Consider the following 18,906-nt stretch of genomic DNA (forward strand, 5'->3'; position numbering starts at 1 on the left):
CGCGCAGGAAGCAGTCGCATCGTCGCACACGCGTTCAGCGATGCCGACGCGCGCCGATTCTTTGTCGGCGCTGCATGCCATGGACGAGGTCCTGCGGACGAACCACACCGACGGCGCCACCTGGCACGAACGCGGTGTGCTCGCCTGGCGCTTGGCGAACGCCGAGAAGCGCACCGGCTACATGAAGCGGGTGGCGAACGATTCCCTGCTCAACCTCGCCGATTCGTCACTGCGCCTCGCCACCAAGTACAACAGCACGTCGCCCGAGTATCTGGTGGATCTCGGCAAGTTCTATCTCACGTCGAATTCGGCGTCCGTGCGGTCGCGCGCGTCGTCGCTGTTCGAGAAGGCGCTCTCCATTGCGAGCAAGGCGCACGATTCGTTAGGCGCATCGCGCGCCGCCGATCAGGTGGGCATGACGGTGTGGCGCCAGTATCTCGATCGAGAAAACGGGCACATCTACAGCGTGGTCCTCAAGAACATCAAGGACCGCACGGTCCTGCGCGATCCGCGCACCATCGGCTACTTCATCGACAACCAGACCATCCGCACCGCGTCCCAGGACTGGTCCGGACAGGTGGAGTACTTCAAGGCCTGGGACGACTTCTCCGAGGCGCTCGCCTTCAATCCGGCAAACGAGAATGCGCTGCGCCATTCGTACATGGCGCTCGCGGACCGAAAGCGCTGGGTGGAGCTCGAACACCTCTCGCGCGTGCGGCTTAATCAGGATTCATCGGATGCATGGGCGTGGCTCGCCGCCGGTCTCGCCGAGCACCGGCTGAGCGACGACGAGGCATCGTCGGTGGCGTTCCGCAGGGGACTCGCGCTGCTGCCCCAAGACGAACGCGCACGCTACGATCGGCTCTCTCGCATCTTCACCACGAAAGATTCCGTCGAGACCGCCGACCTGTCGCCTGCCGAGCAGGTCAACCTGCAGCGCATGTACTGGCTGATGGCGGATCCGCTCTGGTCGCAGGCGGACAACGCGCATCGCCTCGAGTTCTTGAGTCGCGTGGTGTACGCCGAGCTCTGTTTCGGCATCGAAGAGTTCGACATCCACGGCGCCGACACGGATGAGGGAGAGGTCTACGTGCGCTACGGGCCGCCGCCGGCGGTGATCTCGATCCCTCCCGATCCGTTCTACACACACCAGCACGACATCCGCGTGCTCTGGTGGTATGCGGCGGACGAAGCGTTCCTGTTCGACCAGCTGCCCACCTACGGCGTGGTGACGCTCGAGCCGTTCGACAAGGGCGAAGTTAGGCGGCTGCGCGACACGATTCCGGTCGTGTGGCGCAACGCGGGCGACACGCATCTCGTCGACTCGATCAACGTCGATGCCGTCCGCTTCCGTGCGCCCGGCGATTCGGATGACGTGTTCGTGGCGGCCGACGTGCCCGTGCGGCGGATGCTGGACGGGATCGACCTCGTACGCGGGATGCTGCAGGTGGTGTTCGAGGGGTTCACGTGGCGCGCCGACTCGGTGTTCCGTCGCTCGGACCAGCACGTGGTGAACTTCGCGCGCGACGACTCGGATCAGGTGCGCACGTGGCGCGAGCGCATCGCGCCGGGCACGTTTCTCTATCGCGTGGAAGCGCTCCAGCCGGACGCGATGCGCGGCGCGCGGGGCGCGAGCCGTCTCGAGCTGCCACACGAGTCGGGCTTCGGTCTCAGCGACCTGCTGGTCGCGGCCAAGGTGACGCCGCGAAACGGCGGCGCGCCCGAGCGGTGGAGCGACTTCGACATTACGCCTAACTTCAACCACGTCGAGCGCGGCAAACCGTTCTCGCTGCTCTGGGAGACGTACGGACTGGCTCCCGACAGCGGGTCGGATGCGTACAACGTGTCGATCGTGGTGTCGCGCGCCAAGGGCACGGGGTTCGGCGCGTTCGTGGCGCGCATCGTGGGCGGCGTGGCAAGCGCGATCGGCGTGTCGCGAAGCGGTGCCGACTCGGTGGCACTGTCGTTCCCGCGCCAGATTCCCGCGACCAATGCGGCGGTGGATTACGTGACGCTCGACATGGCCAACGCGCCGGCCGGGTTGTATCACCTCGAGGTGACCGTGTCCGACGACCACAGCGGACGCCGTGTCTCGCGCCGGAGCACGATCACGGTCTCGGAGTGACACACGGTGCACGCACCGCGGACTACGACTTCGAGCTGAATCCGGCGCGCATCGCGCAGGAGCCCGTCGAACCGCGCGACGCCTGCAAGCTGATGGTGGTGAACCGAGCCACCGGCGACATTTCCCACCGCATCTTTCACGACCTGCCTGCACTGATGCGTGCCGGCGACGCACTCGTGCTCAACACGACGCGCGTGTTCCGCGCCCGATTGTTAGGCACCCGGCCCTCGGGTGCGCGGGGCGAAGTGCTGCTGCTGCGCCAGCTCGATGCCGACCGTTGGGAAGCAATGGTGAGTCCGGGCGGCAAACTGCGGCCGGGCCGGATGCTCACCGTCGCGCCCGGCTTCGAGATCGACATCCTCGAGCAGACCGAGCGGCGCACGCGCATCGTGCGGCTGCGCGCCGCCGACGGAGACGTCGGATCTGCGATCGAGCGGCACGGGCACGTGCCCTTGCCGCCATACATTGCGCGGCCCGATACCGCGCTCGATGCCGACCGCTATCAAACCGTGTATGCCGCCGAGCGCGGATCCGTCGCCGCGCCCACCGCGGGACTGCACTTCACGCCGCGCCTGCTCGATGACATCGCACGGCGCGGCGTCGAGCGCGTGAACATTCTTCTCCACGTGGGCGCCGGAACGTTCAAGCCGGTCGAGGTGGATGAGCCGTCTCGGCACGTGATGCACGAGGAATGGTTCTCGGTGACGGACGCGGCGGCACGAGCGCTCACGGAAACGCGCGCACGCGGCGGCGCGATCTGGGCCGTGGGCACCACGGCCGCGCGCACGCTCGAGAGCCTACCGCGCCAGGGCGATGCGTTCGTCGCCGCGCACGGCGACACACGCATCTTCATCCATCCGCCGCACATCTTTCATGGCGTGGACAAACTCATCACGAATTTTCATCTTCCCCGGTCGACGCTCCTGATGCTCGTGGCTGCATTTGCCGGCTACGATCTCACCATGCGGGCGTACCGTGAGGCAATAGATGCGGACTACCGGTTTTATTCGTACGGCGACGCGATGGCGATCGTATAGCTGCATCGCGCTCGCCGGAGTCGTGGCCGCCTGCGCCTCGGGCACCGTCCGCGTCTACGAGCCGCCGCAGACCGCCGCGCGCATCTCGCTGCCCGAAATGCACGATCGCCTCATGGAACTGATGGTCGTCGAGTGTCCGAGGATCATCGGCACGCGCGACCGCCGTCACGGCAGCGTGAGCGTTGGGCTCGCGCTGGATGCATCGGGCCGCGTCGAGCAGGCGTCGATCCGCAAAGGGTCGGGCGACGCCAGGTTCGACGATCTCGCCGGCGGCCTCGCGGCGCGACTCAAGCTTCCGCCTCCGCCGCACGTGCTGGCGAACGATCCCTCCACACGCCTAACGGTGCTCTACGAGTGCTCGACGAAGGGGATGGACATCCGCCTCGAGGCGGACTCCGTCTAACGCAGATGGCTGCCGCGCCGCCCGCCCCGGTTTCATCCGGTCCGCCCGACGCGCCCGATTTCGCGTTCTCGGTCCACGCCGCTGCCGGCGCCGCGCGCAGCGGCGTTTTCACGACGCCGCACGGCGCGGTGCCGACACCGGCGTTCATGGCCGTCGGAACGCTGGCCACCGTCAAGACGCTCGATCCGGCCGAGCTCCGCACCGCGGGCGCCTCGATGATCCTCGCCAACACGTACCACCTGCACTTGCGCCCGGGCGAAGACGTGGTCCGTTCGTTAGGCGGGCTGCACCGGTTCATGCAGTGGGACGGGCCGATCCTCACCGACTCGGGCGGCTTCCAGGTGTTCTCCCTCGAGACGATGCGGCGCGTCAGCGAAGAGGGCGTCGAATTCCGCAGCCACGTGGACGGCTCGCGCCGGTTCTTCACGCCCGAGCGCGTCATGGACATCCAGCGAGACCTGGACGCGGATATCGTGATGCAGCTCGATCACGTCATCCCCGGCCAAGCGGAGCTCGCGGACGCACGCGACGCAAGTGAGCGCAGCGTGCGCTGGCTCGCGCGGTGCAAAGCAACATGGGAGGCGCAGCGCGCGGCTCAGAACGGCGCGAGCGCGCAGGCGCTGTTCCCCATCGTGCAGGGCGGGATTCACCCGTCGCTGCGACGCGAGGCCGCAAGTGCGATTCGCGACATGGCCAACTGGCCCGGCTACGCCATCGGTGGGTTGTCGGTCGGAGAGAGCAAGGACGACATGCACGCCATCCTCGACATCGCCAACGATGCGCTGCCGCGCGACCGTCCGCGGTATCTCATGGGTGTCGGATTCCCCGACGATCTGGTCGAGGGCGTGCGGCGCGGCGTCGACCTGTTCGACTGCGTGGCGCCCACCCGCATGGGGCGCACCGGCACGGCGTTCACCAACGAGGGACGCGTGAACGTGCGCAACGCGCGCTGGCGCATCGATCCGCGGCCGCTCGATCCGGACTGTACCTGTTCCACCTGCCGGCGATTCAGCCGCGGATACATCCGCCACCTGTTCGCGGCCGACGAGGTACTCGGCCTCCGCCTTCTCTCGCTGCATAATGTACATTTCCTCGTCTCCCTCATGCGTGCGGCGCAGGACGCCATCGCCGGGGGTTATTTCGACGGCTGGAGTCACGACTGGCTCGGCCGATATCACTCCGGATCCGCCACGGCACCATGATCGCACATCTCTGGCTCGTTCCCGCAGCCATCGCGCAGTCGGCCGCACCATCGCGGTCCAGCGGCGGCTCGATCCTGCTCTTCGAGCTCGCGCTGTTCGTTGTGTTGGGCTACTTCTTTTTCATGAGACCGCAACAGAAGCAGCGCAAGCAACACGAAGAAGCGCTGCGCGCTCTCAGGAAAGGAGATGAAGTCGTGACTGCGGGCGGAATCGTCGGCGAAGTGATCTTCATGAAGGTGACCACGAAGGACGGCGCAGCCGCGCCCTCGATGGACGACCGGATCACCATCAAGTCGGCCGAATCGCGCATCATCGTGGAACGCGGGCGCATCGCGCGCGTCTCGAGCAAGGCAGCCGACAGCGGGAGCAGCGCGTCGTGAGCTTGCTGGACATTTACGTCTTGGGAGCGCCGATCCTGCGACAGGAGACGGTGCCGGTGAAGGAGATCACACCGGAGCTCGAGCGTTTGATCGACGACATGTTCGAGACGATGTACGCCGCCAAGGGCATTGGTCTCGCGGCGCCGCAGGTGGGACGCACCGAACGCTTGTCCGTGATCGACGTCGACGAGAATCCGTTCGTCGTGATCAATCCCGAGATCATCCACGCCGAAGGCAAGCAGAAAGGCGAAGAAGGCTGCTTGTCGATTCCCGACATTTACGGAGACGTCGAGCGCGCGATGCGCGTGATCGTCCGGGCGCAGGATCGCAACGGGGAACCGTTCGAGGTGGACGCCAACGACTTGCTCGCGCGGTGTCTGCAGCACGAGATCGACCATCTGCACGGCCGGTTGTTCATCGATTACCTGAGTCTCGTGAAGCGCCGCGCCGCGCTCGCGAAGTGGGAGAAGGCGAGGCAGAAGGACGGCGACCGCTCGCACGTCCGCAAGCTGACGCCGGAGGAAGCCGCGGGCAGTCATCGGCGGGACGAGGAGCTTTGACGTGCGCGTCCTCTTCTGGGGGACGTCCACGTTCGCGGTGCCATCGCTCAACGCGCTCGTGGGCGAAGGATTCGAGGTGGTCGGTGTCGTGACGCAGCCGGATCGTGCGCAGGGACGTTCGCGGTCCTCGCTCGTTCCGTCGCCGATCAAGGAAGTCGCCGTCGGCGAAGGCCTGCCGCTGCTGCAGCCGGACAAGCCGCGCGGCGACCTGTTTCTGGCCGAGCTGGGTGCGCTCGAGCCGGACGTGTCGGTGGTGGTCTCGTACGGCCACATCCTGCCGCAGCGGATCATCGAGCTGCCTCAGTTAGGCACCGTGAACGTGCACGCGTCGCTCTTGCCCAAGCTGCGCGGCGCGGCGCCCATTCAAGCGGCCATCCGCGACGGCTTTCTCGAAACCGGCATCACGATCATGCGGATGGTGCCCGAGTTGGACGCCGGTCCGATCCTGCTCCAGGCGCGCACGCCGATCGCCCCCGACGAGACCTTCGGCGAGCTGGAGCTCCGGCTGTCCGAGCTCGGCGCGCTTGCGTTAGTCGAAGCGCTCACGTTGCTCGCCGTTGGGCAAACGAGCGAGCGGCCGCAGGACCACGGCGCGGCGACGTACGCCGCGAAGATCGATCGCGCCATGGCGCGCGTCCCATGGCAGCGCGATTGCGGCTCGATCGCGCGCCTCATCCGCGCGTACGACCCCAAGCCCGGCGCCTACACGACGCTCCGCGGCGCGGAGGTGAAGCTGTTCGGCGCGAGGGAATGCGAGGGCGATCCGGAACCGCGCCGTCCCGGCGACGTGCTGGCCGTGACCGATGACGGTCTGCTCGTGGCGTGCGGCGAAGGCGCGGTGTCCATCCCCTTCGTACAGCCGGCAGGCCGCCGGCGCATGACGAGCGCCCAATGGGCCGCGGGACGCGGCGTGGCGCCGGGCGATCGGCTCGACTAACGCAGGGCACGTGATCCCGCGCGTCCACGCGGTGACCGGCGACGGCGTACTGGCCCGCGCCGACTTCGTCGCCCGCGCGCGGCGGGTGATGGAAGCGCTGGGGCCGCGCGGCGCGGTGCACTTGCGGTCGCGCGTCGTGCCGGCCGCCCGCCTGTACGAGATCGCCCTTGCGTTAGGCGGCGCGCGCGAGCGGACCGGAGCCTGGGTCGTGATCAACGACCGCGTCGATGCCGCGGTGGCCGCGCGCGCGTCAGCCGTCCAACTCACCACGCGATCGCTCACCATCGCCGACGCGCGCCGCATGGCCGGCGACATGCCCGTGGGCGCCAGCGCGCACGCCGTCGATGAAGCAACCAGCGCGGCGGCCGATGGCGCCGACTGGGTGGTCGTCGGACACGTGTACGAGACCCCGTCGCATCCGGACGCACCCGCGCGCGGACTCGATCTCGTGCGGCAAACCGCGGCCGCGCTCACGGTACCGGTCATCGCCATCGGCGGCATCAAACCGCAACATCTCGATGCGCTGCTCGATGCCGGCGCCCATGGCGTCGCGGCGATCTCCGGCATCTGGGGCGCAACCGATGCCGAACGCGCTGCCGCCGACTATCTTTCCCGCTATGAGCGACATCACGGTCGATAGCACGACGATCACACCCGTGGTGAATGGCGAGGCGCGCTCCATCCGCGCCGGCTCCACGATGGGCGACCTCCTGCGTACGCTCGCGCTCGATCCGCAGCTTGTCGTCGTTGAGCACAACCGCACGATCCTCAGGGATCGCGCGCAGTACGATGCCCTCCGCCTCGCCACCGGCGACACGATCGAAATCGTGCATTTTGTTGGAGGAGGGTGACGTGACCACACTGCTCGAGCCCAGGCGATCTGCGGTCGGATCGCTCGACACGTCGTTCACCATCGCGGGACGCGATTTCCGGTCCCGACTCATGGTGGGTACCGGGAAGTACGCGTCGAATGACATCATGGTCCGCGCGATCGAAGCCAGCGGCGCCGAAATAGTGACGGTAGCCGTCCGCCGCGTGAATCTCGATCGCAGGCAGGAAGAGGGCATCCTCCACCATCTCGACCCGTCACAATTCTTTTTGCTGGCGAACACGGCCGGCTGCTACAACGCCGACGATGCCGTCCGATACGCCCGGCTCGCGCGCGCCGCGGGTTTCAACGAATGGGTGAAGCTCGAAGTGATCGGCGACAAGGAAACGCTGCTCCCCGACACGGTGGGACTGCTCGAGGCCACCCGCATCCTGGCGGCCGAAGGTTTCAAGGTCATGGCGTACTCGAACGATGACCTCGTCACGGCGCTGCGCCTCCAGGATGCCGGGGCCGTTGCGGTGATGCCGCTCGCGTCGCCCATCGGATCGGGACTGGGGTTGCTCAATGAGTTTTCCATCCGCACGATCAAACATCGGTTGTCCGTGCCGGTGGTCGTCGACGCCGGCGTAGGCACGGCGTCCGACGCCTGCCTTACGATGGAGCAAGGCGTCGATGGCATTCTCATGAACACCGCGCTGGCGTCGGCCTCGGATCCGGTGCGGATGGCGGCCGCCATGCGGAGTGCGGTGGACGCTGGACGCCTCGCGTATCTCGCGGGGCGTATGCCGCGTCGAGAAGTGGCGGTACCGTCGTCTCCCACGGAGGGGCTCATCGAGTGAGCGAGTCGCGCGCGCAGGGCACGCACGTGTTGCACGAAGTGGGAGGCGGCGCGGTGACGGAATCGCGGCGTGTCGCGGCGGAGCTGTGTGCGGACTTGCGGCAGGGCGAGCTTCTCGATCCGGCGTTCGAGCGCCGGGCGCCGCGACTCGACGCACGCGACCGTCGATGGACGCAAGAGCTCGTGTACGGAATGCTCCGGCGCCGCTCGATCATCGATGCGCACCTCGACGCGCGCGTGCGCGGCGGACTGGCCCGGCTCGACCCGGATCTCATCGACTTGCTCCGGTTAGGCGTCGACCAGCTGCTGTACATGGGCAGCGTGCCGGCCTACGCCGCCATTGCCCAAACCGTCGAGCTCGCCAAGCAGCGCCACGGACTGGGCGCCAGCAAACTGGCGAACGCCGTGCTGCGCCGGCTCGAGCGCGAGCGCGACTCGCTGGCGCTGCCGCACGTGCTCGACCCCATCGACGCGCTCGCGCTCAGACACTCGCATCCCCGCTGGCTCGTCGCACGCTGGGTAGCACGCTGGGGCGCGCGCGACACCGAGCGCCTGCTCGAGTGCAACAACAGCGAACCGGCGACCGTGCTCCGTCCGTTCAACATCGTGCACGAGCAGCTCGAAGCCACGCTCGAGTCGGCCGGCGTGCGCGTCGAAGACGCACCGCTCGTGTCCGACAGCATCCAGCTGGCGAGCAACGTGTCGCTGATCGAGTTAGGCGCGTTCCGCAAGGGACTGTTCTTCGTTCAGGATCCGGCGTCGACGCTGGTGGTGCGCTACGCCGACGTGCCGTCCGGAAGCCTGGTGGCGGATCTTTGCGCGTCCCCCGGCGGCAAGGCGCTCGAGTTGGCGCGCAGCGCGCGGCAGGTGCTCGCGGTCGATCGATCCGAGGCCCGCGTCCAACGTCTCGTCACGAATCTGCAGCGGCTCGAGGCGAGATCGGTGATTCCCCTCGTCGGCGACGCCCGGCATCCCGCCATCGGTCCCGTCGACGCCGTGCTCATCGACGCACCCTGCACCGGCACGGGCACCTTCCGCCGGCATCCCGATGCGCGGTGGCGTCTCAAGGTGTCCGACCTCGCCGTGATGGCAGCCACGCAGCGCAGCCTGCTCGTGGCCGCCGCGAGCGTGGTCCGCGCCGGCGGACTGCTCATCTACAGCACGTGCTCGCTTGAACCGGAAGAGAACGACGCGCAGATCGAGCGCTTCCTGGGCGAGAATCCGGAGTGGCGTCTGGAGCCGCCGGGCGAGGGCGTGGTGCCGCCGTCGGTGCTGGACGCCGGACGTCTGCGCGTGCTCCCGCACGAGCACGGCGTCGACGGCGCGTTCGCGGCGCGGTTGCGGCGGGTCGGATGACCTGGCGGGGTACGGCGCGGCGCCCGCTCCCGTTTCTCGTCGTCGGCACGACCGGATTCCTGCTCGCGTACGTGATCGTGGCGTTGTTCGTGTTCCCGTCCACGCTCACCGCCACCGATGTGCCGGTGCCTAACGTGACCGGCATTCCCTACACCGATGCCGTCGCGATGCTCGCCAAGGGCGGGCTCAAGGCAGCGCGCGGCGAGCAGCGCTACGACAACACGGCGCCGTCGGGTTCGGTGCTCGCGCAGAATCCGCCGCCGGGGGGCAAGCAGCCCGCCGGCTTCACGGTCGTGCTCGACGTGAGTCGCGGCCAGCGCCTCATCGAGGTGCCGCGCCTCGTCGGGCTCACGCGCCAACAGGCCCAACAGACGCTCGAGAACGCGGGCCTCGAGGTGGGCGACGTCTCCAAGGCGGACAACGATGCTCCGTTGGGCCAGGTGCTCTCCACCTCGCCGGCGGCCGGCGCGCGCGTGCCGGTGCCGTCGCCCGTGAGCTTCACGGTGAGCGCGGGACCGGCGGCCGTGAGCATCCCCGACATCACGGGGCAGGACGCCAATGCCGCGCGGGCGCTGCTCACGCAGCTCGGCTTCGTCGTCGGCACCGTGTCGTACGACAGCACGAGCAACCTGCCGCCTAACGCGGTCATCTCGCAGACGCCGGCCGCGGGGTCACCCGCGCACGCCGGCGCCCGCATCGACATCACGCTCGCCGGCCGCCCATGAGCGTCCGCATCGCGCCGTCCATTCTGTCAGCCGACTTCGCGCACCTGGCCGACGAGATCGAGCGCGTCGCCCAGGGCGGCGCCGACTGGATCCACATCGATGTCATGGACGGCCGCTTCGTGCCCAACCTGACGTACGGCGCCAAAGTCATCGAAACGGTTCGCCGGATCACCGACCTCCCGCTCGACGTCCACCTGATGGTCGTCGAGCCCGAGCGCTACTTCGACGATTTCGCCGCCGCCGGCGCCAGCTCCCTCACGCTCCACGCCGAGGTCGCCCCGCACCTCAATAGACAGATCAACCGAATCAAAGAGCTCGGCTGTCTGGCGGGCGTCGCCGTCAATCCGTCCACAACGCTCGAGATGGTGCGGGAATCGGCGGCCGACCTGGATCTCCTGCTCGTCATGACGGTAAATCCAGGATTCGGCGGACAGTCGTTCATTGCCTCCATGGTGGACAAGGTGCGGCGAGCGCGATTGATGCTGGATGATTCGAGGAGCGGCGCCGTGCTGGAAGTGGATGGCGGGATCAGCCGCGACACCGTGCGCGAGGTGTGGCGCGCCGGAGCAGATACGTTCGTTGCCGGGCACGCCGTGTTCGCCGCGGCGGATCCGGCAGCTGAAATCGCGGCGCTGAGAGAGCGCTGCCGGGAGCATGTATGACCGTACGTCAACAATGGAGTCTGGTCGGCGGGGTTCTCGTCGTGATCGCGGCCGCGCTCTTCGGCGCCACGCATCTGTTCGGCGAAGGGGCCGTCGTGGCGGGCTCGCGCGCTCCGGATTTCCACGCTGTGACGCTCGACCCCACACCGAAGACGGTGTCGTTAGACCAGTACCGCGGACAGGTGGTGCTGCTCAACATCTGGGCGACGTACTGCGTGCCGTGCCGCGTCGAGATGCCGAGCATCGAGGATCTGCAGCAGACGATGGCCTCGCGCGGGCTGCACATCGTGGCGGTGAGCATCGATGACCCGACCAAGACGCAGGCGATCCGCGATTTCGTGCATCATTACGGCCTGACCTTCCAGGTGTTGCACGATCCCAAGGGCACCATCGCCGAGACGTACCAGACGACCGGCGTGCCCGAGACGTTCGTCATCGGACGCGATGGTGTGATCCGCAAGAAGATCATCGGCGCCACGCTCTGGAACACTGCCGCCAATCGCGCGCTGGTGTCCGCCTTGCTCGACGAGCCGGCGCACGCCGAATGACGCCCTTGCCGCCGTCGTCCACGCCGCCGGCGCCCGTCCCGTCGCCGGAGCGGACGCAGTTAGGCGCACGCGCGCGGTCCATCGAACAGCGCCTCGCGTCCATGGCCACGGCGCGCTTGCCGCTCAAGGTCGCGGCCGTGTTCTTCGCGCTCGTCCTGTGGCTGGCGGTGAGCGCGGAAGAACCGACTGAAGAATGGGTCGACGTGCGCGTGGCCCTGGTGCACGACTCGAGCGTGAGCCTGGTCGACAGCCTGCCGCCGGTGCAGGCGCTCGTCGTTGGGCGCGGCCGCGATCTGCTCAAGCTGTACACCACGCTGCCCGTCTTGCGCCGCGTCATCGACGCCGATACTTCCACGCGCATTACGCTGTCGCTTCGCCCCGGCGATGTCGACCTGCCGAGCAACGTCGATGCGCGGGTGCGCGACGTGCGGCCGTCGGCGATGAGCCTGCGGGTGCGCATCACCGAATCGCGGCGCGTTCCGATCCGGTCGGCGATCGAGCTCGCGCCCGACAGCGGCCTGCGCGTCGTCGGCCCGCCTAACGTCGAGCCCGACAGCGTGGAGGTGCGCGGCCCGCGCGAAGCCGTGCGCAAGCTCGGCGCGGTGTACACCGAACGGCGCCAGATCGAAGTGCACGACACCATCACCGACGTGCTGGTCCCGGTGGACACCGCCGGACTACGCATGCGCGTGTCGCCGCCGCAGGTTCGGATCCACGTCGTCGCGGCGCATACGGGCGCGCACTGATGCGCGTCCTCGGCATCGAGACGTCGTGCGACGAGACGTCCGCGGCCGTGGTCGAAGGTGGCGGATCCGACGTCTCGCTGCGCTCGTTAGTCATCCTGTCGCAGGACGCGCACCGGGTGTTCGGCGGCGTCGTGCCCGAGATCGCGTCGCGCGCGCACCTCACCGCGCTCGTCCCCGTGGTCGAGCACGCCCTGGCGGACGCAGGCACCTCGCCCGGCGCCCTCGATGCCGTGGCCGTCACCTATGCGCCGGGACTCGTCGGCGCCCTCCTCGTCGGCCTCGGCTTCGGTAAGGCGCTCGCCTGGGCGAACCGCATCGGCGCCGTCGGGGTACACCACATGGAAGGGCACCTGTTCGCCGCCGCGCTCGAGCATCCGGACGCACGTCCGCCGTTCACGGCGCTGCTCGTCTCGGGCGGCCACACGATGCTGCTCGATGTGGAGGACTGGGGCCGCTACCGCCTGCTGGGCGCCACGCGAGACGACGCCGCCGGCGAGGCGTTCGACAAAGTGGCCAAACTCCTCGGCCTTCCGTATCCAGGCGGCCCGCACATCGAACGACTCGCAATGGGGCAGGACACCGTCCCCAACCGCTTTCGATTCACACGGCCCATGCTGCGATCCAACCAGCGCCCCGGCGACCCCGACTACTACGACGTCTCGTTCAGCGGCCTCAAGACCGCAGTGCTCACCACCGTGCGCGCGAGCGACGATCTCGAACGCGATCGCGCCGACATCGCTCGCGGATTCCAGGACGCGCTCATCGATACGCTTGTCGAGAAGGCTTCACGCGCGGTCGCCGCCTTTGAACGGACCCGCGTCGTGTTGGGCGGCGGTGTCGCGTGCAACAGAACGCTCGTGGCGGCGATGCGCGACCGGCTGGCGCCGCGCGGCGCCGCCATCTATGCTCCTAGCCCGCGACTCGCCACCGACAACGCGGCCATGATCGCGCGCGCCGGCCTGTTCCACGCCGAACGCGGCGACTGGTCACCCCTCGACCTCGATGCAGCCGCGTCCGCGCCTCTACCTGGATTGATCGAGACATGATCGTTCATCACCCGTTCGCCTACTCCATCGGCTGGTTCTCGTTCACGGGATTCGGCATCGCCGTCCTCCTCGCATTCGTGATCGCGCAGATCATCTCGCAACGGGAGCTCGCGCGTCGCGGACACAATCCCGAACCGATCGCCGATCTGATCTTCGCCGCCGTGTTCGGCGGGCTCGCCGGCGCCAAGATCTACTATTTCTTTCTCACCGGCGACCCGCGCGATCTGATCAGCCGCGGCGGGTTCGTCTTTTGGGGCGGTTTGGCTGGCGGCATCCTGGCTGTGCTGCTCGTGATCAAGCTGAAACATCTGCGCGTCCAACGGATCGCCGACGTCGCGGGCATCGCGATCGCCGCCGCGTATGCGATGGGCCGAACTGGCTGTTGGGCAGTGGGAGATGACTACGGTCGCCCATGGCACTCGCGGTTCGCCGTCGCCTTTCCACAAGGGGCGCCGCCGTCCACCGCCGGCGACATGGCCGCCCAATTTCATCTGGCCATCCCGCCCGGGGTGACGCCGTCCACCGTGCTCTCCGTGTATCCCACCCAGCTGTTCGAGATCACGCTCGGCTTCATCATGTTCCTCATCCTCTGGCGGCTGCGCGACCACAAGCACGCTGAGGGGTGGTTGTTCGGTGTGTACATGGTGCTCGCGGGCATCGAGCGCTTCCTCATCGAGTTCTTGCGCGCGAAGGACGATCGATTCTTCGGGACCCTGACGATGGCCCAACTGATCGCGCTCGCGGCCGTAATAGCCGGCGTGATCTGGATGCGCGCGCGCCGCAGCGTGACCGAACGCGCGCCCGGGATTTACGCGACCGCCACTTGACGAGTCGATAGTCGTCATCGCAGTGTAGCACGCTCGCGCACGGCCTTCCGTTGGGCAGCGTGCATCGAACCCTGCGCGCCGCGGCGTACGGCGCGTTCGCGAATTGGCGGGACTAACGGCGTGACCACACTGGGCGCGCCCGCGCTGACCGCCGGATCATTGGAAAACTCTCATGGCGGCCGGGGGCCCAGCCCGGTCGCCGATGCCCTACCACCCGCCACACTGGGGACCATGTCCCAACCGACAACCGGCGCGCTCGCGACGACGCAGACGGCCGCGCATGCGCGGTGGCGCTCGATCGAGTGGACGTTGCCGCTCCTGATCTGCGCGCTGCTGCTCCTCGTCATGGCGGTGTTCGCGACGATCACGTACGAGGCGGTGCGCATGGCAAGCCTCCGGGCCGCCGAATCGCGCACCGAAGCGGTCGCCCAACAATTGGCGTCGCTCCTGGACGCGTCGATGCAGCGCACGCTCGCCGATGCGCGCCAACAGGCGACGGCGCCTTCGTTGGTCGCATTTCTCCGCTCGCCCAACGACGCCAACAAGGCAGCCGCGTTGGCCGAGCTCACGCGGTTGTCCGCGCGCTCGCCGCAATCGCTGGGTGCCGAGCTGCGCGACGCGGCCGGCCGCCGCGTCCTGGGCACGACCGGGTTTTCGCCCAACGGTGCCCTGCTCGTGCCATCGGCCGGCCGCGAGGCCGAGATCAGCGCGCTGCGTTGGACCGGCACGTCGGTCTGGATCGACGTCGCCGCCCGGGTGCATGCCGGCCCAACGGACACGTTGGGCACGCTCGTGCAGTACTCCAGCCTCGGCACCGCGCAGTCGCAGAAGGCGCTCGAAGACCTGATCGGCCCGACGGCCGTGTTTCTGCTCGGCAACCAGGACAACTCGATGTGGACGAACATCGAGCGGCCGGTGGCCGGCCCGCACTTCGACCCGCGCGGCAGAACAGCGTTGATCCGCGACACCGTAGGCGGCGGCAGGATCGGCGCGATCATGCGCATGCGCGCGGCGCCATGGGTCGTGTGGGTGGGGTTGCCGATGGCGTCGGTGCTCGCGCCCGTGCACATCCTGTTGGGGAAGCTCGTCGTGACGGCCGCGATCATACTCCTGATCGGCGCCGGCGTTGCCTGGTTGGCGAGTCGCCGCGTCACCAAGCCGTTGGGCGAGCTGACCCAGGCATCGGAGGGCATCGCGGCCGGGGATTATTCGCGGCGCGTTCCCGTGCTGCACGACAACGAGTTGGGCAGACTCGCCGCGTCGTTCAATTCGATGGCGGCACAGATCGACGATGGGCGGCGCGATCTCGAGCAGCGCGTCGCCGAGCGCACCACCGAGCTGCGCGGCGCATTGGAGCGGCTCAACCTTGCCCAACAGGAGGTCGTGCGGAGCGAAAAGCTGGCGTTCCTCGGCCAGTTGGCCGGCGGCGTGGGCCACGAGCTGCGCAACCCGCTCGGCGTGATGACCAACGCGGTACACTATCTTGGTCTGGTGCTAGAGAATGCGCCGGCAACCGTCGTCGAGTATCTCGGCATCCTGCGCACGCAGATCGGCCTCGCCGAGCGCATCGTGGGCGACCTGCTGGACTCGGCGCGCGTGAAAGCGCCGCAGCGCGAGGCGGTGGCCGCGCGCGACCTGTTCAGCGACCAGCTCAAGCGCATCGCGATTCATCCGGGCATTACCGTGGACGTGGACGTGCCCGCCGACGTCCCGCCGCTCTACGTCGACCGCATTCAGTTAGGCCAGGTGCTGCTCAACCTGATCAGCAACGGCACGCAGGCCATCGGCGAGAGCAAGGGCACGCTCACGCTGCGCGCGCGGGCCAACGGCGATCGCATGGCGACGCTCGAGGTGCAGGATACCGGCAGCGGCATCGGGCCCGAGAACCTGCCGCACATTTTCGAGCCGTTGTTCACGACCAAGGCGCGCGGCCTCGGGTTAGGCCTGTCGGTCGCGCGGTCGCTGGTCGTCGTCAACGGCGGTGAGCTGGCCGTAGAAAGCGAGAAGGGCCGCGGCAGCACGTTCACCGTGCGCGTGCCGATCGTCGGAGCGCACCCATGACCAAGCGCCGCATCCTCATCGTGGACGACGACCGCCTGATGGTGCGCACCCTGCGTGACATCCTCGGCCTGCGAGGTTGGGAAACGGACGGCGTGCACAGCGGCGAAGAAGCCGTGGCCGCGGTGCGCGTCAACGAATACGCGGTCGTCTTGATGGACGTGCGTATGTCCGGCATGACCGGCGTCGAGGCGCTCCATGAAATGCGTGCCTTGCGGCCCGATCTCCGCGTCATCCTCATGACCGCGTACGCGGCCAACGAGCTCCTCGCCCAGGCCGAACGCGACGGAGCGCTGCACGTCTTTCCGAAACCCGTCGCGCTCGAACGTTTGATGGAGATGCTGGAGGCCGTGATCACCGATGCCCGCTCGGTGCTCATCGTCGATGATGATGCGGACTTTCTGCGGACGCTCGCCGATCTGGTCGCTGCGCGCGGCTACGGAACGCTGCAGGCGGGCACATTGGACGAGGCGCTCGCGCTGCTCCAGGCGCAGCTGCCCGGCGCGGTGATGCTGGACCTTCGACTGGACGGCCTCGAGCCGCGCGAGAACGTATTGGCTATCAAGAGCGTGAGTCCGGCAGTCGCACTCATTTTGTACAGCGGACATCCAGCCGCGCTCGAGCAAACCACCGGTAGTCTGCCGCCTAAGTTCATTCGCGCCATTCTTCAGAAGCCCTTCCCTCCCGATCGGGTGTTTGAGCTGCTCGATGAGATCTTCGCTGGCTGACTCGCTTGCCGTCCTCGTCGTCGACGACGACGACGCGATGCTGCGGACCATCGGCGACCTGCTGACGCTCCGCGGATATCGTTCCTTCGGCGCGGCCACGGCGCTCAAGGGCCTGGAAGTCGCGTCGCACATGGACCTGCCGCCGGCCGTTGCGTTAGTCGATCTCCGGCTTCCCGACATGGATGGCTTCGAGCTCGTTGGGCATCTGCGGCTGGTGTCGCAGCTCACCGAGGTCGTGATCCTCACCGGCAACGCGTCGCTCGACAGCGCCGTGCGTGCGCTGCGCGAACAGAGCTACGACTATCTGGTGAAGCCGGTGCAGCCGGAGTTTCTGCTGCAGAGCGTCGATCGCGCCGCCGAGCGCTGGCGCCGCAAGAGCGCCGAGGCGGCCATGCACGAGAGTCAGGAGCGGCTGCGCCGGATCTTCGAGCACGTCGGCGACGCGCTGCTCATCGCCTCGGAGGACGGCGCGATCGTCGACGCCAATCCCGCCGCCTGCCGGCTCGCCGGACGTTCGGCAGACGAAATGCGGGGGCTCACCGTGCAGGAAGCGCTCGGCCTTCCCGATGTCGACGCGGGATCGAGCCGCGGCCGCGCGCGCCGGACGCTGCCTAACGGGGAGTACCGCGTCAAACAGCAGAGCGCGACCCAGGTGCTCGACCTCCGGTCGGCCGCCTTCGTGCCGGGCATGGTGGCGTACTGCGTGCGCGATCTCACCGCCCAACGGCGCCTCGAGGAGGAGCTGCATCAGTCGCGGAAGATGGATGCCATCGGCCGGCTCGCCGGCGGCGTCGCGCACGACTTCAACAACGTGCTCACCGCCATCACCTGCTACAGCGAGATCCTCCTCGGCGCCTTCGAGGAAGCCGATGACCGCCGCACCGATGTGCTCGAGATCAAGAAAGCCGCGCGCCGCGCCGCGGCGCTCACCGGCCAGCTCCTCGCCTTCAGCCGGCGCCAGGTGCTGCAACCGCGCATTCTCGATCTCAACTTCGTGGTCGACGACATGCAGCGCCTGCTCGCGCGCATGATCGGCGAGGACATTCAGCTGACGATCAAACACGACGCCGAACCGCAAACCGTCCGCGCCGACCCCGGGCAGTTAGGCCAGGTGGTGATGAACCTCGCCGTCAACGCACGCGACGCCATGCCATCCGGCGGCGAGCTCACGCTGGCCACGGGCGGCGCGACGCTCGAGACGCCGCTGGCCCATGCGCACGGCGTCGTCCCGCCCGGCGACTATGCCACCCTGCGCGTCACCGATAGCGGCCACGGCATGTCCGACGCCGTGCTCGCACACTTGTACGAGCCGTTCTTTACCACCAAGGAAAAGGGTCGCGGCACGGGCCTCGGGCTCTCGACCGTGTACGGCATCGTGTCGCAGAGCGCCGGACATATCGTGGTCACGAGCACGGAAGGCGGCGGGAGCACCTTCACGGTCTACCTGCCGCGCGTCAAGGAGCGTGAGAACGAGCCGGAGACGTCTTCCACGCCGGTCGTTCCGTCCAGCGGACACGAGACGATCCTGTTCGTCGAGGACGATCCCGCTGTGCGAACGCTCGTCGTGCGGGTGCTCGAAGCACACGGCTATCACGTCATCGCGGCCGCCGACGCAAAGGAAGCGTTGGCCGCAGCTGCGGCACACGCCGGTGACATTCATCTCCTCGTCACCGACGTCGTGATGCCCGGCTGGAACGGCCGCGAGCTGGCCGATAGACTGTCCGAGGCGCGGCCGGGCATCCACGTGCTCTATCTGTCGGGCTATGCCGACGATGCGCTCCTCCGCCGCGGCGTGACCGCGCGGCACACCTGGCTCCTCCAGAAACCCTTCGACACGGCCGCCCTGCTCGGCAAGATCCAGGAAGCGCTCGGCACGTCGTCGGCTGTCCGCTGACGCGC

20 protein-coding genes are annotated in these 18,906 nt (G+C 68.1%); all 20 read left to right on the forward strand.

What is annotated here, in order from left to right; translation table 11 throughout:
* Positions 1-40: 40 nt before the first annotated feature.
* The 20 genes from VFW04_05020 to VFW04_05115 all read left to right on the forward strand — a co-directional run bounded on the left by VFW04_05020 (position 41) and on the right by VFW04_05115 (position 18,901).
* Complete coding sequence (locus VFW04_05020; GenBank protein HEX5178665.1) at positions 41-2,125, forward strand: GWxTD domain-containing protein; 2,085 nt, start codon at positions 41-43, stop codon at positions 2,123-2,125.
* The gene (gene queA / locus VFW04_05025) at positions 2,122-3,162 is read left to right on the forward strand and encodes a tRNA preQ1(34) S-adenosylmethionine ribosyltransferase-isomerase QueA (GenBank protein HEX5178666.1); all 1,041 of its coding nucleotides are present in this window, start codon (positions 2,122-2,124) and stop codon (positions 3,160-3,162) included. Before VFW04_05020 ends, queA begins: the two co-directional genes overlap by 4 nt.
* A 22-nt stretch (positions 3,163-3,184) precedes the next feature.
* Positions 3,185-3,565 (forward strand): energy transducer TonB, encoded by a 381-nt coding sequence (locus VFW04_05030; GenBank protein ID HEX5178667.1) that lies wholly within the window; start codon positions 3,185-3,187, stop codon positions 3,563-3,565.
* A gap of 5 nt (positions 3,566-3,570) precedes the next feature.
* Positions 3,571-4,767, forward strand: a complete 1,197-nt coding sequence (gene tgt / locus VFW04_05035; protein ID HEX5178668.1) for a tRNA guanosine(34) transglycosylase Tgt — start codon at positions 3,571-3,573, stop codon at positions 4,765-4,767.
* On the forward strand, positions 4,764-5,147 hold the full coding sequence (gene yajC, locus VFW04_05040) for a preprotein translocase subunit YajC (protein HEX5178669.1): 384 nt from the start codon (positions 4,764-4,766) through the stop codon (positions 5,145-5,147). Before tgt ends, yajC begins: the two co-directional genes overlap by 4 nt.
* Positions 5,144-5,707 (forward strand): peptide deformylase, encoded by a 564-nt coding sequence (def, locus tag VFW04_05045; GenBank protein ID HEX5178670.1) that lies wholly within the window; start codon positions 5,144-5,146, stop codon positions 5,705-5,707. Before yajC ends, def begins: the two co-directional genes overlap by 4 nt.
* 1 nt (position 5,708) lies before the next feature.
* Positions 5,709-6,644, forward strand: coding sequence for a methionyl-tRNA formyltransferase (fmt, locus tag VFW04_05050; GenBank protein ID HEX5178671.1), 936 nt, complete (start codon positions 5,709-5,711; stop codon positions 6,642-6,644).
* 10 nt (positions 6,645-6,654) lie between these two features.
* Positions 6,655-7,284, forward strand: coding sequence for a thiamine phosphate synthase (locus VFW04_05055; GenBank protein ID HEX5178672.1), 630 nt, complete (start codon positions 6,655-6,657; stop codon positions 7,282-7,284).
* A complete protein-coding gene (gene thiS / locus VFW04_05060; protein HEX5178673.1) occupies positions 7,262-7,495 on the forward strand; it encodes a sulfur carrier protein ThiS in 234 nt (77 codons plus the stop codon). The genes VFW04_05055 and thiS overlap by 23 nt, the downstream gene beginning before the upstream one ends.
* A 1-nt stretch (position 7,496) precedes the next feature.
* Complete coding sequence (locus VFW04_05065) at positions 7,497-8,312, forward strand: thiazole synthase (GenBank protein HEX5178674.1); 816 nt, start codon at positions 7,497-7,499, stop codon at positions 8,310-8,312.
* A complete protein-coding gene (gene rsmB / locus VFW04_05070; GenBank protein ID HEX5178675.1) occupies positions 8,309-9,667 on the forward strand; it encodes a 16S rRNA (cytosine(967)-C(5))-methyltransferase RsmB in 1,359 nt (452 codons plus the stop codon). Before VFW04_05065 ends, rsmB begins: the two co-directional genes overlap by 4 nt.
* The gene (locus VFW04_05075) at positions 9,664-10,392 is read left to right on the forward strand and encodes a PASTA domain-containing protein (GenBank protein HEX5178676.1); all 729 of its coding nucleotides are present in this window, start codon (positions 9,664-9,666) and stop codon (positions 10,390-10,392) included. Before rsmB ends, VFW04_05075 begins: the two co-directional genes overlap by 4 nt.
* Complete coding sequence (gene rpe, locus VFW04_05080; GenBank protein HEX5178677.1) at positions 10,389-11,054, forward strand: ribulose-phosphate 3-epimerase; 666 nt, start codon at positions 10,389-10,391, stop codon at positions 11,052-11,054. Before VFW04_05075 ends, rpe begins: the two co-directional genes overlap by 4 nt.
* Positions 11,051-11,602 (forward strand): TlpA disulfide reductase family protein, encoded by a 552-nt coding sequence (locus VFW04_05085; GenBank protein HEX5178678.1) that lies wholly within the window; start codon positions 11,051-11,053, stop codon positions 11,600-11,602. The genes rpe and VFW04_05085 overlap by 4 nt, the downstream gene beginning before the upstream one ends.
* Positions 11,599-12,348: a YbbR-like domain-containing protein gene (locus VFW04_05090; protein ID HEX5178679.1), complete on the forward strand. Its 750-nt coding sequence runs from the start codon at positions 11,599-11,601 to the stop codon at positions 12,346-12,348. The genes VFW04_05085 and VFW04_05090 overlap by 4 nt, the downstream gene beginning before the upstream one ends.
* Entirely contained in the window at positions 12,348-13,394 is a 1,047-nt protein-coding gene (tsaD, locus tag VFW04_05095) for a tRNA (adenosine(37)-N6)-threonylcarbamoyltransferase complex transferase subunit TsaD (protein ID HEX5178680.1), read from the forward strand. Before VFW04_05090 ends, tsaD begins: the two co-directional genes overlap by 1 nt.
* Positions 13,391-14,221 (forward strand): prolipoprotein diacylglyceryl transferase family protein, encoded by an 831-nt coding sequence (locus tag VFW04_05100; GenBank protein ID HEX5178681.1) that lies wholly within the window; start codon positions 13,391-13,393, stop codon positions 14,219-14,221. Before tsaD ends, VFW04_05100 begins: the two co-directional genes overlap by 4 nt.
* 231 nt (positions 14,222-14,452) lie before the next feature.
* Positions 14,453-16,282, forward strand: a complete 1,830-nt coding sequence (locus VFW04_05105; GenBank protein ID HEX5178682.1) for an ATP-binding protein — start codon at positions 14,453-14,455, stop codon at positions 16,280-16,282.
* The gene (locus VFW04_05110; protein ID HEX5178683.1) at positions 16,279-17,007 is read left to right on the forward strand and encodes a response regulator; all 729 of its coding nucleotides are present in this window, start codon (positions 16,279-16,281) and stop codon (positions 17,005-17,007) included. Before VFW04_05105 ends, VFW04_05110 begins: the two co-directional genes overlap by 4 nt.
* The gene (locus tag VFW04_05115) at positions 16,988-18,901 is read left to right on the forward strand and encodes a response regulator (GenBank protein HEX5178684.1); all 1,914 of its coding nucleotides are present in this window, start codon (positions 16,988-16,990) and stop codon (positions 18,899-18,901) included. Before VFW04_05110 ends, VFW04_05115 begins: the two co-directional genes overlap by 20 nt.
* Positions 18,902-18,906: the final 5 nt, after the last annotated feature.

It is taken from the genome of Gemmatimonadaceae bacterium, from assembly GCA_036273715.1.
GTDB lineage: Bacteria > Gemmatimonadota > Gemmatimonadetes > Gemmatimonadales > Gemmatimonadaceae > JADGGM01.